The sequence below is a fragment of the Vibrio sp. 2092 genome (assembly GCF_033339635.1).
Taxonomy (GTDB): domain Bacteria; phylum Pseudomonadota; class Gammaproteobacteria; order Enterobacterales; family Vibrionaceae; genus Vibrio; species Vibrio alginolyticus.
Genome location: NZ_JAWOUY010000006.1, coordinates 39,220 through 54,607, shown reverse-complemented (window position 1 = coordinate 54,607; position 15,388 = coordinate 39,220). Strand labels below are relative to the sequence as shown.

At 45.1% G+C, this 15,388-nt stretch carries 15 protein-coding genes and 1 tRNA gene; 7 read left to right on the top strand and 9 right to left on the bottom strand.

The window, feature by feature from the left end; translation table 11 throughout:
- Nucleotides 1-112: 112 nt before the first annotated feature.
- The gene (locus tag R7P80_RS12245) at nucleotides 113-1,876 is read right to left on the bottom strand and encodes a lysophospholipid acyltransferase family protein (protein ID WP_225491726.1); all 1,764 of its coding nucleotides are present in this window, start codon (nucleotides 1,874-1,876) and stop codon (nucleotides 113-115) included.
- Between the two features lie 233 nt (nucleotides 1,877-2,109).
- Between R7P80_RS12245 and R7P80_RS12240 the strand changes: the two genes are divergently transcribed.
- Together R7P80_RS12240 and R7P80_RS12235 are read left to right on the top strand one after the other, a co-directional pair.
- Nucleotides 2,110-2,829, top strand: a complete 720-nt coding sequence (locus R7P80_RS12240; protein ID WP_225491727.1) for an SIMPL domain-containing protein — start codon at nucleotides 2,110-2,112, stop codon at nucleotides 2,827-2,829.
- A 223-nt stretch (nucleotides 2,830-3,052) separates the two neighbouring features.
- On the top strand, nucleotides 3,053-3,328 hold the full coding sequence (locus R7P80_RS12235) for a hypothetical protein (protein ID WP_005379716.1): 276 nt from the start codon (nucleotides 3,053-3,055) through the stop codon (nucleotides 3,326-3,328).
- A 95-nt stretch (nucleotides 3,329-3,423) separates the two neighbouring features.
- Here R7P80_RS12235 and R7P80_RS12230 read toward each other — a convergent pair whose 3' ends face one another.
- The 6 genes from R7P80_RS12230 to rpsU all read right to left on the bottom strand — a co-directional run bounded on the left by R7P80_RS12230 (nucleotide 3,424) and on the right by rpsU (nucleotide 9,284).
- On the bottom strand, nucleotides 3,424-4,227 hold the full coding sequence (locus R7P80_RS12230; protein WP_017633488.1) for a MetQ/NlpA family ABC transporter substrate-binding protein: 804 nt from the start codon (nucleotides 4,225-4,227) through the stop codon (nucleotides 3,424-3,426).
- Nucleotides 4,228-4,488: 261 nt separating this feature from the next.
- Nucleotides 4,489-4,564: transfer RNA gene (locus R7P80_RS12225), tRNA-Ile, on the bottom strand.
- Between the two features lie 155 nt (nucleotides 4,565-4,719).
- The gene (gene rpoD, locus R7P80_RS12220) at nucleotides 4,720-6,582 is read right to left on the bottom strand and encodes an RNA polymerase sigma factor RpoD (protein WP_005395986.1); all 1,863 of its coding nucleotides are present in this window, start codon (nucleotides 6,580-6,582) and stop codon (nucleotides 4,720-4,722) included.
- A 99-nt stretch (nucleotides 6,583-6,681) separates the two neighbouring features.
- Nucleotides 6,682-8,448: a DNA primase gene (gene dnaG, locus R7P80_RS12215; protein ID WP_005379719.1), complete on the bottom strand. Its 1,767-nt coding sequence runs from the start codon at nucleotides 8,446-8,448 to the stop codon at nucleotides 6,682-6,684.
- A gap of 149 nt (nucleotides 8,449-8,597) precedes the next feature.
- Nucleotides 8,598-9,041 (bottom strand): GatB/YqeY domain-containing protein, encoded by a 444-nt coding sequence (locus R7P80_RS12210; protein WP_054574265.1) that lies wholly within the window; start codon nucleotides 9,039-9,041, stop codon nucleotides 8,598-8,600.
- A 27-nt stretch (nucleotides 9,042-9,068) separates the two neighbouring features.
- Nucleotides 9,069-9,284, bottom strand: coding sequence for a 30S ribosomal protein S21 (gene rpsU, locus R7P80_RS12205; protein ID WP_001145625.1), 216 nt, complete (start codon nucleotides 9,282-9,284; stop codon nucleotides 9,069-9,071).
- Nucleotides 9,285-9,514: 230 nt separating this feature from the next.
- Between rpsU and tsaD the strand changes: the two genes are divergently transcribed.
- A complete protein-coding gene (gene tsaD / locus R7P80_RS12200; RefSeq protein WP_213972999.1) occupies nucleotides 9,515-10,531 on the top strand; it encodes a tRNA (adenosine(37)-N6)-threonylcarbamoyltransferase complex transferase subunit TsaD in 1,017 nt (338 codons plus the stop codon).
- A 176-nt stretch (nucleotides 10,532-10,707) separates the two neighbouring features.
- Nucleotides 10,708-11,523 carry an alpha/beta fold hydrolase gene (locus R7P80_RS12195; RefSeq protein ID WP_017635973.1) on the top strand — a complete coding sequence of 272 codons (816 nt, stop codon included), beginning with the start codon at nucleotides 10,708-10,710 and terminating at the stop codon, nucleotides 11,521-11,523.
- Between the two features lie 34 nt (nucleotides 11,524-11,557).
- On the opposite strand, the gene plsY is transcribed toward R7P80_RS12195, so the two are convergent.
- On the bottom strand, nucleotides 11,558-12,169 hold the full coding sequence (gene plsY / locus R7P80_RS12190) for a glycerol-3-phosphate 1-O-acyltransferase PlsY (RefSeq protein WP_005379857.1): 612 nt from the start codon (nucleotides 12,167-12,169) through the stop codon (nucleotides 11,558-11,560).
- Nucleotides 12,170-12,419: 250 nt separating this feature from the next.
- Between plsY and folB the strand changes: the two genes are divergently transcribed.
- The 3 genes from folB to R7P80_RS12175 are packed head-to-tail and all read left to right on the top strand — an operon-like array spanning nucleotide 12,420 to nucleotide 14,076.
- Entirely contained in the window at nucleotides 12,420-12,779 is a 360-nt protein-coding gene (gene folB / locus R7P80_RS12185; protein ID WP_005387458.1) for a bifunctional dihydroneopterin aldolase/7,8-dihydroneopterin epimerase, read from the top strand.
- Complete coding sequence (folK, locus tag R7P80_RS12180; RefSeq protein WP_005387457.1) at nucleotides 12,776-13,258, top strand: 2-amino-4-hydroxy-6-hydroxymethyldihydropteridine diphosphokinase; 483 nt, start codon at nucleotides 12,776-12,778, stop codon at nucleotides 13,256-13,258. Before folB ends, folK begins: the two co-directional genes overlap by 4 nt.
- 14 nt (nucleotides 13,259-13,272) lie before the next feature.
- Nucleotides 13,273-14,076 carry an undecaprenyl-diphosphate phosphatase gene (locus tag R7P80_RS12175; protein WP_017636143.1) on the top strand — a complete coding sequence of 268 codons (804 nt, stop codon included), beginning with the start codon at nucleotides 13,273-13,275 and terminating at the stop codon, nucleotides 14,074-14,076.
- 52 nt (nucleotides 14,077-14,128) lie between these two features.
- Here the strand turns inward: R7P80_RS12175 and R7P80_RS12170 are convergent, their stop codons facing one another.
- Nucleotides 14,129-15,349, bottom strand: coding sequence for a multifunctional CCA addition/repair protein (locus R7P80_RS12170; RefSeq protein WP_064353610.1), 1,221 nt, complete (start codon nucleotides 15,347-15,349; stop codon nucleotides 14,129-14,131).
- Nucleotides 15,350-15,388: the final 39 nt, after the last annotated feature.

Here is a 15,388-nt window from a genome sequence, read left to right as displayed (position 1 = left end):
AAAAGTCTTTTCGGCGTACTTCACGAAGTGCTCTTATCTAATTGATAGAAAAGTAAAAGAGAGTCGATCCACTGCTTTTATTGACTCACAACTCCCTTCTTACTCACTGCTCTTACTTATGGTTGCAATTAGCATGGTAGGTGAGGTATTCATGAGTTTGCTCGCGTCCCATATACCTTGCCAACGTCTTTTCTTGAACATCGCGCAAATCCACCGTAATCAACCCATCTAGAGCATTATTGAATGCAGGGTCGACATTGAAGCACACCAGTTTGCCATTGAGGCTTAAGTACTGACGCAGTAACACGGGCACACCTTTCCCTTCATCGATTCTGGCAATTACGCGTGATAGTAACTGTAAATCTCCCAGAGCAGTAAGCATGCTGGTGTTCCAGTCACGGTGGTGCTCAGGAAGTGGGTTAGAAGGCGTGACATACTCTGCGCAGTTGCTATCGTAGTGGTGCAGTGTCATTGATTGAGCCAGCAATTGGCGTGCAGTATCGCTATAGTCGTTGCTAATGCTCACCGGACCAAATAGGTGAGTGTAATCTGGGTTTTGATGAACGAAGGTTGCGATGCCTTTCCACAGCAGCAGTAGCGCGCTCATGCTCTTTTGATATTGCTGCGCAATCACCGAGCGCCCCATCTCGATGGATTTACCCATTTGATCGATAAAGCGTTGGTCATAGTTAAACAAGGTTCGTGAATACAGACCTGCTACGCCGCGCTTTTCAATCAGTTGATCAACCAGACCTAAACGATACGCGCCCACCAAGCATTGGTTCTCTCTATCCCACACAAACAGATGCAGGTAATCATGATCGAAATGGTCAATGTCTATTGCTAGTCCCGTCCCTTCGCCAACCTGTCGAAAATTGAGCTCACGTAGGCGACCAATTTCATGCAGTAGGGAAGGTATATTCTGCGACTCCGTGCAGTAAACATCGAACTCACCACTTGTTAGCAGCTTGGACTCTTTTGGTAAGTTGTTCAGCTCTTCAAGCAATTCGCCTACGGGTAACCCTGCCGCTATTGGTGAGAGCCGTTCTGATGAGGAAGAGGGCTTCACTGATTGGGTTTCACGATTGAGTAAGTAAGTGTTGAGCCGCAAATAGTTCACCACTTGATCATCGTTAAGTGTGCTGATTTCTTTGAATTTGATTGATTGGCCAAAAGACAAGTTGATGGTTTGTGCATGTTTGTTCAGCAGTTCTCGCCCGAGCAGTAGGGTACGCAAAAGTGGATGGATTTTCCCTGCCATATAGAAGCGTTTCGAGTTTTGACCGCTGATGAATACCGGAACTGTCGTTGCTTTGTTTTTTCGGATTAGGCTGCTTACGCTTCGACTCCACGCTTTATCTTCCAAGCGTTGCTGTTTGGCATCGACTAACTGGGAAACCTCACCGGCAGGAAAGACAAGCAATAAGCCGCCACTTGCGAGGTGTTTATTGGCCGCTCTGAGGGCCTTCATATTCGATTTGACGGCGTCTTTGCCTTCAAACACATCGACACCAATGAAGAGCTGATCTAACTCCGGCACGGTTTTCAGGTATTGATTGGCTAGAATTTGGATATCGTCTCGTACCATCAACAAGAGTTCGGCCAAGATGACGCCTTCCACACAACCAAGCGGATGGTTCGCCACAATGACGGTAGCACCTTGTTTAGGTACTGAGTCGAGTGAACCATGAGCAATGCGATAATCGATACCTAAGATATCCAGCGTGAAGCGGAGAAAAGTTTTGGTATCGGCATTAACGGGGCGTTGGGCGTAGAACTTATCAAGTTGGTTTAAACCGGTTGCCCATTCAGCAACGTTTTCACCAATGCCAAACGGCGTTTTACGAGGGAGACGAAAAGGGGTTGAACTATCCATATTTACCTCAGCGTACAAGTTGCTGATTGGATAGTAGAAATTACAGATGACAGTTCAGAGGCAAATGCATGAGCCTTTGGTGACAAACTAATGAAGCTTTATTGACTAAAGAAAACGGTATATCACTGTGCTATGAATCAAAACTCGCGTTATGTCTCCCTCTTAAAACAATAGATAGGCTATCTTGTTTAGAACAAAGATTAAGCTAAGTTGATATTTATCAGGGGGAAATAATGGAACGAGTTTCCAATAAAGCAGCACTTTGGATTGGGCTAAGTTTGATACTTGGTCTTGGCATCCTTGGCTATTTTATGCAGCAGACGGCGGTGAAATACCGAGCCTATGAAAGAGTCGTTACAGTAAAAGGTTTGTCGGAGCGTGAGTATCCTGCTGATACGGTGATTTGGCCGATTCAATTTACTCTAGCGAGTAATGATATGGGAGCCATGTTTGATGAAATTGACCAGCAAACCCGTTTGATTTTGGACTTTCTAAGTGCCAAAGGGCTTCCTGAAACCAGCGTTTCCCTCTCTTCCCCAGCGGTCATTGACAGAAAAGCACAGCAATATGGGAGCGAGCAAGACATTGAGTATCGTTATTTGGCCTCGCGAACCGTTACGGTTTACAGCCAGAGTGTTGATGTTGTTCGAGCGGCAATCAATGAAATAGGTGAGTTAGGAAAACAAGGCGTTTTGCTTAACCAAGATCCTTATGCCAATCGTGTTGAGTACAGCTTTACTAAGCTGAATGATGTGAAGCCAGACATGATCGAAGAAGCGACTAAGAATGCGCGTGAAGTGGCTGAGAAATTTGCGACAGACTCACAAAGTTCACTGGGTAAGATCAAACGTGCAACTCAAGGGCAGTTCTCGATTTATGACCGAGACAGCAATACGCCTTACATTAAGAAAGTACGAGTGGTATCGACGGTTCAATATTACTTATCTGATTAAAGTTGCGCTCATATAGTCAATAGTTGGTCGTTCCATCACCTTCTATTTGTAGAGGTATCTATGCTCTGTGATAGGGAAATCAGTCTTCGATGACGCTATATACAAGTACTTTTTTATAAAACTAAGTTCTTAACAGTGATGAGGTGAGTTTGATAATAATCAAGCTCACTTGTTTCTTATGAGCGTAAGTTAGTATGACTTATTGCTAGAAGGAATTAGTATCATGGCATACAAGCACTTTGTTAGAGAACTACTGGGTTTAGCGATTGTTGTCTCTGTCGTCTTTGGCGTATTAGGCGTGATGTTAGAGCTCTTCGCACTGACGGCACTTTGGGAGCATCAGCAAACGATAGCCGATGTTTTTTTCCATGAATCTCTCTACTTCATCGTATTTTTAATCCCACCATACTTCCTCTGGAAGTTGATTAACCGCCCTGAATTGGTTTCTGCTGATCAAGCTTATTTGGCAATGAAGTTAGAGGCTGAAAGTCGACAATGAGTCGATTTAGTGAGTAATGAAAAGAAGAGGCTATGAGAAAACATTAGCCTCTTTTCTATCTGATTCGTGGGGCAAAGTATTCGCTGCTTTATTGATTAAAAAGCTGCTTCGATTGTGCCTTTGAAAGTGCGATCGAGATAATCACGAATCGCTTGAGATTGATAAATAGAAACGAACTTTTTATACGCTTCATTATTTTTGTCTGCGTCACGAGTGGCGATGACCATGACTGCTAATGGGGCGTCTTTTGCTTCAAGATAGATACTTTGTTTCTTCGGATCTAAACCAGAAGACATTACGTAGTTCATTGTAATCGCAGCCGCGTCCACATCATCTAATGTTCTTGGTAGCTGAGCGGCATCTACCTCGACAAATTCAAATGATTTTGCGTTTTTTGTGATATCAGTTAGGGCGGCTTTATGGCCAACACCCTGTTTCAGCTCAATTAAACCTGCATCGGCGAGTAGCAACAGACCACGACCACCGTTGGTAGGGTCATTTGGAAGCGCTATACGTGCATTGTTTGGAAGCTCTTGCAGTGAGCGATACTTATTGGAATAAAGCCCCATACGCATAAGAATGGACTGACCAATTGATACTAATTGGGCGTTATGGCTACTGTTGAAGTTGTCTAAAAATGGCTGGTGCTGATAGCTATTAATATCGATGCTACCATCGCTAAGAGCGGCATTAGGTGTCACGTAGTCAGAAAACTCAATGACTTCGACATTCAAACCTTGCTTCGCTGCCTCCTTCGCTACCGCCTCGACTACTTGTGCATGTGGTCCAACTGTCGCGCCCACTTTAATGACAGAGTCATCTTTTTCTCCACAAGCGCTTAAGCCGACTACTGCCGTGAGAATCAAAGCTAGTTTCTTTAAGTGACCAATACTTTTCATTGTAGCTCCATTTTTGATTTAGACGTCCATACGTTTATATGTCCATACTATCAGAAGTTGTCTGAGGGTCAATGGTTTAAATCACGAGCAGACATTTTGTTTCTATTGCTCGTATAGAAAGCCAGATAATAGTTAAAGAAGAGGGGAAGAAGAAAAGCTATTACGAGGTTAGTGACGAGTTACCGCAACCGAAACTGTACCCAAAGATATAAGATACAAAAAAGGCGTAGTAGGTATTAACCTGCTACGCCTTTCGAAATATGGTGGCCCCTCGCAGACTTGAACTGCGGACCAATCGATTATGAGTCGACTGCTCTAACCACTGAGCTAAGGGGCCTTAATAGGACAACGATTATAGGGGAAGCGTTGCAAGGTGTCTAGATACCAACTAGGGCAATTGCGCTTAGTTTTTATCCACTTAGAACAGTAGATAATAAAAAAGGTGACCTAAAGTCACCTTTTTTGATTTCTAAAAGCTTGTATGCGCTGCGATTATTCGTCTAGGAAGCTGCGCAGAGTCTCTGAGCGGCTTGGGTGACGAAGTTTACGTAGTGCTTTTGCTTCGATCTGACGGATACGCTCACGAGTAACGTCGAACTGCTTACCAACTTCTTCTAGAGTATGGTCAGTGTTCATGTCAATACCAAAGCGCATACGAAGTACTTTCGCTTCACGTGGTGTTAGACCTGCAAGCACGTCTTTTGTTGCCACTTTAAGGCTAGTTGCTGTTGCAGAATCTAGCGGAAGTTCTAGCGTTGTATCTTCGATAAAATCACCTAGATGCGAATCTTCGTCGTCACCGATTGGTGTCTCCATTGAGATAGGCTCTTTAGCGATTTTTAGAACTTTACGAATCTTGTCTTCTGGCATTTGCATGCGCTCTGCCAGTTCTTCCGGTAGTGGCTCGCGACCCATCTCTTGCAACATTTGACGAGAAATACGGTTTAGCTTGTTGATCGTTTCGATCATGTGTACCGGGATACGAATCGTACGTGCTTGGTCCGCGATTGAACGAGTGATTGCCTGACGGATCCACCACGTTGCGTAAGTCGAGAACTTGTAACCACGACGATATTCGAACTTATCTACCGCTTTCATCAGACCGATGTTACCTTCCTGGATCAGATCCAAGAACTGTAGGCCACGGTTGGTGTATTTCTTCGCGATAGAAATTACAAGACGCAAGTTCGCTTCAACCATCTCTTTCTTCGCACGGCGAGCTTTTGCTTCACCGATAGACATACGACGGCTGATGTCTTTAATGTTCTGTACGTTTAGAGAAGTCTCTTCTTCAATCATTTTTAGCTTAGCGATTGAACGACGGATTTCTTCTTCGTTACGTTTGATCTTTTCAGCGTATGGCTTGTCTGAAGCAAGAACTTCATCCAGCCAAGCTTCACTTGATTCATTACCAGTGAACAGCGCGATGAATGATTTCTTCGGCATTTTGCCGTATTCAACCACTGACTTCATGATCAGACGCTCTTGTGTACGAACGCGATCCATAGCAGTACGCAGTTCATTCACTAGGTGATCAAACTGTTTAGGCGTTAGACGAAACTCGCGGAATACGTCTAGCATCATTTCATTAGCAACGGTTGCTTTCGGGCTGTTATAGCCGTACTCGTTGATTGCTAATTGAAGATTTTGATAGGTGCTGCGTAGTTGGTTGAATTTCTCTAGCGCTAATTCTGGATCGATACCTACATCTTCTTCAGAATCATCTGAATCGTCATCGCTATCTTCGTCGTCATCAACGTCTTCATCGTCTTCTTCTTCTAACTGAGATTCAGTCAGTTCAGAACCGATGTGTGTTGCCGTTGGTGCAGCGGTGTCGTCAGCATCTGGATCTACAAAACCTGAAATTAGGTCTGTAAGACGTAGTTCTTCAGCTTGAACTTTGTCAAATTGCTCAAGAATGTACGGAATTGTGCCTGGGTATTCAGCAACAGACGATTGAACTTGGTTAATACCTTCTTCAATACGTTTTGCGATGTCGATTTCGCCTTCGCGAGTTAGAAGTTCGACAGTACCCATCTCACGCATGTACATACGTACTGGGTCTGTTGTACGACCAATCTCACTCTCTACGCTAGAAAGTGCAGCGGCTGCAGCTTCGGCTGCATCTTCATCGGTAATATTTGTGTCATCGTTCAGTGCTAAATCATCAGCATCAGGAGCAGTTTCTACTACCTTAATGCCCATGTCGTTGATCATCTGAATGATGTCTTCTACCTGTTCTGAATCTACGATTTCAGCAGGTAGGTGGTCATTTACTTCGGCGTAGGTCAGATAGCCTTGTTCCTTGCCTTTAATAACAAGTGACTTTAGCTGTGACTGCGGATTGTGATCCATAGACGGTATCCAACTTCGTAATCTGGTGAAGGAATCAGTATGCGAAATGCAAACCACTTACTATAACAAATTAAATCGTTGCTGACTAATTAAACAGGGTTACGCTTTTAAATCTAGCATAAGTGCTAGCAGCTCCCTTTTCTCTTCGGCTGATAAACCGACACTTCTTGCTTTGGCCTGCAGGTTTTCAATTTGTTTTTCTACGCACTGGGCAATAATTTTATCCAGTGAGTCTAAAAAGATTTCTTCTTGGTTGTCCTCATCGAGTGGAATGTCCCAACTCGCGAGACGAGACAGAAGGGTCTCATTTTGGCTGTTTCGCCAATGCTCTAATAATTGGCCTGTGTTGATATGGGGATGCGCTTGGCATTTATCAAGTACATCAACAAATAAACTTAGACCAGGAATGGGCAAATCTCTAACGCTAGTTAGATCTGGCACCATACTTACGTATTGTGGGTTTTGAATCAGTAACGCGATCACTTCTCGCATCGGCGTTCGCTTGATTTCTTTATGAGGTTGAGGCCTTTTATCCTCTTTACCTTGTTTTGAAATTAGCTGCTGTAGTTGGCGTTCATCAACCAAACCCAAACGGCGGCCAAGCAATTCTCTCAAGTATAGTCTTAAAGTGCCGCCAGGGACTTTATCAATGAGAGGAACCGCAAGAGTACTCAGTTTTGCCATGCCTTCTTTCGTGCTCATATCGACCTGCTGAGTCAATGAGCTGAACATGAATTCAGACAAGGGCATCGCATTAGACACTTGCTGCTCAAATGCTTGTTTTCCGTTTTGTCGGATATAAGAGTCGGGATCTTCTCCATCCGGCAAAAACATGAATTTTAACTGGCGACCATCCGTTAGGTAAGGCAATGCATTTTCCATGGCACGCCACGCGGCTTCACGGCCTGCGCGGTCACCGTCATAACAACACACGACGGTGCTTGTTTGCCTGAATAACACTTGCAAGTGATCGCCCGTTGTCGAGGTTCCCAATGAGGCAACGGAATAATCTACGCCATATTGAGCAAGCGCGACAACATCCATATAGCCTTCAACCACTAAAATTTGTGGTGGCTCACGGTACGCTTGTAGTACTTCATAAAGGCCATACAACTCTTTACCTTTATGAAATATCGGGGTTTCGGGTGAGTTGAGATATTTTGGTGTCCCATCACCTAATACTCGACCACCAAAGCCTATTACTCGGCCGCGTCTGTCTCGAATAGGAAACATCACTCGACCACGGAATCGGTCGTAGCGGTTGCCTTTATCGTTTTCAATCAACATACCGCCAGTGACGAGCATGTCTTGGTTTTCTTTATTTTGGCCAAAGTTCTTACGAACTAAATCCCATTCATCAGCCACATAGCCGATGCCAAACTTCTGGACGATTTCACCAGACAGGCCGCGATCTTTTAGATACTCAATCGCCACCTTACTTGCTGGCTGTTTGAGTTGGTTACGATAAAATTGAGCAATGCTGCCCATTAAGTCGTATAGGTTACGTTTTTCACTGCTGCTTGCTTGTGGGCCTGATTGAAACGAACCATTACCGCCGCTACGTTGTTCGCGAGGAACATCTAAACCCAAGTATGAAGCGAGTTCTTCAATGGCTTCGACGAATTCTAGTCGGTCGAATTCCATCAAAAAATCGATGGCATTTCCATGCGCGCCACAACCAAAACAATGGTAGAACTGCTTTTCTTGACTGACACTGAATGAGGGGGTCTTTTCGTTGTGGAAAGGGCAGCATGCGCCGTAGTTTTTGCCTTTTTTCTTAAGTTTCACACGTGCGTCGATGATATCGACAATATCAAGTCGAGCTAGAAGGTCATCGATAAAACTGCGAGGGATGTGTCCAGCCATAAAACCTAACAAAAAAAGAAGATGATGAGTGGAGTGAATGCCTTAAAAGAATGAGCGTATTGCCCATTGATTTCATTCCATCCATCCAGATACAAACAAGCCGTGCGCTCCAAAGGATAGCACGGCTTGCTGCAATTGGGTGGGGTACCTTAAGCCAATTTAGCGCGAACTAAACCGCTTACTTTACCCATATCTGCACGCCCTTGAATTTGCGGTTTCAGAACGCCCATTACTTTGCCCATGTCTTGCATGCCAGCTGCGCCAGATTCAGCAATCGCGTTCTCGATGAGAGCCGCTACTTCTTCGTCTGTCAGTGGTTGAGGCATAAAGTCCTCAAGAACGGTAATTTCTGCTTGTTCCGCATCAGCAAGATCTTGACGACCCGCTGCTTCAAACTGCGTTACAGAGTCGCGACGTTGTTTAACCATCTTGGTCAATACTGCAAGAATGTCGTCATCGTTCAGAGTAATCTGTTCGTCAACTTCACGTTGCTTGATTGCTGATAGGGCTAAACGAATAGTACCAAGGCGCAATTTGTCCTTGGCTTTCATCGCTAATTTTTGCTCTTCTTTGAGTTGATCAATCAGAGCCATAACTAAATTCCTTTTGGAGCTCAGTTATTAGTACAGGCGAACGCGACGAGCGTTTTCGCGAGCTAGCTTCTTAGCGTGACGCTTTTGAGCTGCTGCTTTAGCGCGTTTGCGAACTGTAGTTGGTTTTTCGTAGTGCTCACGACGACGCACTTCAGAAAGGATACCTGCTTTTTCGCAAGAGCGCTTAAAACGACGTAGAGCAACGTCGAACGGTTCGTTTTCACGTACTTTAACTACTGGCATATGCCTTTCACCTCAGGGGTTATTCGTTAACGCTGGTATTCAACAGACCAAATCACAATTGTTAGGTCTCTTACCAGCTTGATCAAAAATGGTGCGGAATTTTAATCCGATCACAACTACTTTGTAAAGCCTTTTGTCGATTATTGTCTGTACAAAATTTGTTTGCAGCACCAAGGCGAGGTAATATGACGCCCAAATTTCCTCTATACAGAAAGCATACTGAGAAAACCATGCGCATTATTGGTATTGAAACCTCTTGTGACGAGACTGGCATCGCAATTTATGACGATGAAAACGGTCTCTTGTCACACAAGCTATACAGCCAAGTAAAACTGCACGCAGATTACGGCGGTGTGGTGCCTGAGTTGGCTTCACGTGACCACGTAAAGAAAACCATTCCTCTTATTAAAGAGGCACTAAGAGAAGCGAACTTAACTTCAAAAGACATCGATGGTGTCGCGTATACCGCGGGGCCTGGTCTTGTTGGGGCGCTATTAGTGGGTGCGACTATCGGTCGCAGTATTGCTTATGCTTGGGGAGTGCCAGCGGTACCTGTTCATCATATGGAAGGTCACCTATTGGCCCCAATGTTGGAAGATAACCCTCCACCGTTCCCGTTTGTGGCGGTATTAGTATCGGGCGGTCACTCTATGATGGTGGAGGTGAGAGGCATCGGTGAGTACAAAATTCTAGGTGAGTCGATTGATGATGCGGCGGGCGAAGCGTTTGATAAAACAGCGAAGCTAATGGGTTTGGATTACCCAGGCGGTCCACTATTATCTAAACTGGCGGAAAAAGGTACACAGGGCCGCTTTAAGTTCCCGCGCCCAATGACGAATGTGCCAGGTTTGGACATGAGTTTCTCTGGTCTAAAAACCTTTACGGCTAACACGATTGCTGCAAACGGTGATGACGAGCAAACTCGCGCGGACATCGCATTAGCATTTGAAGAAGCTGTGTGTGCTACGTTGGCTATTAAATGTAAGCGCGCGCTTGAGCAAACAGGCATGAAACGTATTGTTATTGCTGGTGGTGTGAGTGCTAACCGTCGTTTGCGAGCTGAGTTAGAGAAGTTAGCGAAGAAAGTTGGTGGCGAAGTTTACTACCCACGTACTGAGTTCTGTACAGATAACGGTGCGATGATCGCTTACGCAGGCATGCAGCGCTTGAAGAATGGCGAAGTGGCTGATATGTCAGTAGAGGCTCGTCCACGTTGGCCAATTGATCAACTAACACCTGTCGCTTAGTCAAATTTATGCGGTAGGTTTGAAACCGGTTCTGTGTAATAAAGGTCTCTGCTCCTCAGAGGCCTTTATTTTTAATTATTCAATGAACCGCCTCGTTTTACATTCTGACTGATGCGATCAGTTCGCTATTGTTTCAGTGCTAGGATGACGTGGAAGAATAAGAAATGGATATAACAATGAATAAGTTTGAAATTGAAGGTCAGCAACTTGCTTATCTAGATAAAGGTGAGGGCCCTGTGCTTCTATTTGGTCATAGTTACCTTTGGGATAGCCAAATGTGGGCGCCACAAGTTGAGGTTTTAAGCCAGTCATTCCGTTGTATTGTGCCAGATCTTTGGGCACATGGTGAATCGGACGCTGCACCTGCATCGACACAGTCATTGGCCGACTATGCACAGCATATGTTGGCATTGATGGATCATTTAGATATCGAAGAGTTCTCGATAGTGGGCTTATCTGTTGGCGGCATGTGGGGAGCAGAGCTAACGGCTCAAGCGCCGCAACGTGTTAAGTCACTGGTATTGATGGATACCTTCATTGGCTGGGAGCCAGAAGTTACGTATAAGAAGTATTTTGCAATGCTTGATACCATCAGCCAAGTCCAAGCAGTGCCTGCGCCAATTATTGAAGCCGTTGTGCCGCTGTTCTTTGCCAACAACGTCAATCAGGATAACCCTGAACTTGTCGCTTCATTCAAACGCAGTTTAGAAGAGCTGAACGGTGAGCGTGCGGTGGAAGTCGCTCGCATAGGGCGTATGGTGTTTGGTCGCCGGGATGTGATTGAGGATTCGGAAAAATTTGCTCTGCCGACGTTAATTGCAGTGGGCTGTGAAGATAAACCACGTCCAGTTTTTGAATCTTATTTAATGAAAGACTGTATCACAGGCAGTGAGTTGGTGGAGATTCCCCAAGCGGGACATATCAGTTGTTTAGAACAACCTGAGTTCGTCAACCAGATGTTGTTGAACTTCCTGAATCGAGTTCATGCGTAACCAATGCATCCTTCTTTAAACGAAAAGCTCGGCATTAAGCCGAGTTTTTTTGTGTCAGTTTTTTCTCGCCGATTTTTGGCTCGTCGCCAGATAAAAGCCGCCGAATATTTTGATGATGCTTAAATACGATTAAGCAGCACAGCATAGCAACAGGTAACGTGTATTGCGGTTTAAACATCCAAGTATAAAACGGAGTGACCAAAACCGTGACGAGAGCCGCTAAGGATGAATAGCGGAATAGCGCGGCTACTGACAGCCAAGTTAACATTACCAATCCAGTTAAGTCCAAACCAATCGGAGCGATAGCGCCAAGCGCGGTTGCGACACCTTTTCCGCCTTTAAAGTGGAAAAAGATGGGGTACATGTGGCCAAGACAGGCAGCAATGGCGATGACGCCAAGAATGATAGGGTCGATACCAAGAAAGTATCCGCCCCACACGGGGATAGTGCCTTTGAGCATATCGCACAACAAGACTGAAACAGCGGCTCCTCGTCCGCCAATACGCAATACGTTCGTTGCTCCAGGATTGTTAGATCCCACACTGCGTGGGTCTGGCAGTTTTAAGAGTCGACAGATCAAAACCGCACTGGAAACCGAACCTAATAAATAGGCGGCCATTGTCATTATCAGTGCCAGTGCGTCCATAGAAGTCCTTGATGGATTGGAATTTAATGCTCGGTTCCCGCGTAGTTGCTATCATACCCCGAATTTACATAATGCAGAAATCCTCACTGTGATAGAGCTTGCATTATGTGATTTCTTGTATATAAAGATGCTTTCGCAGTTTATACCTAAGTAACATTGTGATGACCAAAGTAAATGTTACTTAGGTATAGAATACTACGATCAAATTACCCCTCACGGGTATCCGACCTCTGTAATAGAAGGACATAAGATGGCTCTGGATAAAGTTTTTATTGAACAGTTGGAAGTAATCACCACCATTGGCGTGTACGACTGGGAACAACAAATCAAACAAAAGTTGGTTCTAGATATTGAAATGGCACACGATAATAAACCTGCGGGCAAAAGTGATGATGTGCAAGATGCACTGGATTATTCGCAGGTGAGTGAGGCGGTACTTAACCACATTGAAAATGGTCGTTTCTTATTGGTCGAGCGCGTGGCTGAAGAAGTAGCAGAGCTTATCATGCAGCGTTTCTCTGTGCCTTGGGTGAAAATCCGCCTAGCGAAACCTGGCGCCGTGCCACAAGCACGTGCTGTTGGTGTGGTGATTGAGCGAGGCCGAGCATGATCACCACCTATATCGGTGTTGGGACGAACGTAGAAAGAGAGCAACATGTGCTTGCTGCGTATCAGGAGCTGCAACGGCTTGGAGAAAATCTCCTCGTATCACCGATATATGAATGTGAACCTATTGGTTTTAGCAGCAAGAATTTCTACAACTTTGTCGTTGCAATGCGTACCGAGTTGTCATTAGAAGAGTTGAGCCATCAACTACGCGAGATTGAATTTAAGTGGGGACGCGAAGAAAACGCGCAAAAGTATCAGGATCGAACACTGGATCTCGATATAGTGTTGTTCGGTGAGCGCGTCTCCAAGAAAAAACCTGAGCTACCTCGCAGTGATATCTACAAATATCCTTTTGTCACAAAGCCGCTGTATGATCTCGAACCGCAATTAGTGATCCCAGGCGATGGACGCACAGTCGCAGACATTTGGCATGCTATGCAGCCAGTCGATTCGCTCAAACCCGTTTCCTTTCATTTTTAATTTGAGTTGTTTACATGAGTTATTTTGAAGCCTTTATTTTGGCTCTGATTCAGGGGCTGACAGAGTTTTTGCCTATCTCAAGCTCTGCCCATTTGATCCTGCCTTCCGCTATTTTAGGATGGGAAGACCAAGGTCTGGCCTTTGATGTTGCTGTTCACGTCGGTACATTAATGGCTGTCGTGATCTATTTTCGTCATGAAGTAATCACTTTGTTTCAAGCGTTATTTGCTTCGATCTTTAAAGGAGATCGCAGTAAAGAAGCTAAATTGGCTTGGATGATCGTGATTGCGACGATTCCAGCTTGTGTGTTCGGTCTATTGATGAAAGACATCATTGAAGTGTATCTACGTAGCGCTTACGTCATCGCGACTACCACGATCGTATTTGGCTTGTTGCTATGGTGGGTAGACAAAAACGCTAAACTCGTTGCCGATGAATACCAAACGGGTTGGAAGAAAGCTGTATTTATCGGTATTGCTCAAGCCTTAGCGATGATTCCTGGAACTTCACGTTCAGGGGCGACCATCACAGCAGCGCTTTACCTTGGCTTTACTCGAGAAGCGGCTGCCCGATTTTCGTTTTTAATGTCGATCCCAATCATTACATTAGCTGGTAGCTACTTAGGCATGAAGTTAGTGACCAGTGGTGAACCTGTCCATGTTGGTTTCTTACTTACTGGCATTATCACATCGTTTATCAGTGCGTACATCTGTATCCACTTCTTCTTGAAGATGATTTCACGCATGGGCATGACACCGTTTGTGATTTACCGTCTCATTTTGGGCGTCGGTTTGTTCGCTTTTCTATTAAGTGCATAATTGATGCTAACGAAAAACGCCCGCGAAATCCGCGGGCGTTTTTGTTTGTTCGTTACTTCTTAAGTACTGCTTTCACTGCTTCAATACGTCGCTTTTCTTGCTCGTCACGAATCGCAGGGCCTTTAAAGCCCTCTTTGATTATGGTTTGAACGTCAACTGCCGCTGCTGCTTGGTAGGCTTGCCTAAAAATATCCGCCTGTGGATATGGTTGCGTTTCCAGTCCTTTACGACCAGCGTGATCCGCTTGGCAGCAAAGCAAGATATCTTGCAGACGTTCGGACTTACGCCACCCATCAAGCTTATTGAGTATTTTAATTATGGTTTGTGGTTTAAGTTCAGCCGCGCGATGAATATTGGAGTGCTGTTCGCACACCATCAAGGCTAAATCACGAAACTCATTTGGTACCCGGACACGTTCGCACAGCTTTTTGATCAGTTTTAATCCTGTATGGCAATGCATTTTGTGGCTTGGCCATTCGCTCTCTGGCGTCACGCCCTTACCCAAGTCATGCACTTGGGCGGCAAACCTGACGGGGAGTGAGTTACTCAATTTTGCGGCTTGCTCTGCCACCATCAAAGTATGGATGCCAGTATCGATTTCTGGATGCCACTTCTCAGGTTGAGGTACGCCAAATAGTGCATCAATTTCAGGTAACACCACGGTTAATGCACCACAGTCTCGTAGAACCGATAAGAAAATATCAGGGCGAGGAGTAGAGAGAGATTTATGCCATTCTTGCCAAACACGCTCGGGAGTCAGTGTGCTCAGCTCTCCGGACTCTGCCATGTGACGCATTAACCGCATGGTTTCGTCGGCAACCGTAAAGTTTAGATCAGCAAGCTTCGCTGCGAAGCGAGCGACACGTAAAACGCGTAGAGGGTCTTCAATAAAGGCGTCTGATACATGGCGTAGCAGTTTATCGTTGAGATCTTGCTGGCCACCATATGGGTCATGGATCGTGCCATCACTCTCCATTGCCATCGCGTTAATGGTTAAATCACGACGTATCAAATCTTCTTCTAAGGTGACGTTTTGATCGAAGAAACATTCAAAACCAGTGTAACCAGAACCTGACTTTCTCTCTGTTCGTGCAAGGGCATATTCTTCTTTACTTTTGGGATGCAGAAATACAGGAAAGTCTTTACCAACGGCGGTGTATCCTTGGGACAGCATCATCTCAGGCGTCGCGCCTACGACCACCCAGTCGTTGTCATAACTATCAATTCCGAGCAATTTATCTCGAACTGCGCCACCTACTAAATAAACTTGCACGAATTACCTCTTAATTTATGGATATGCCGTTGGACATTG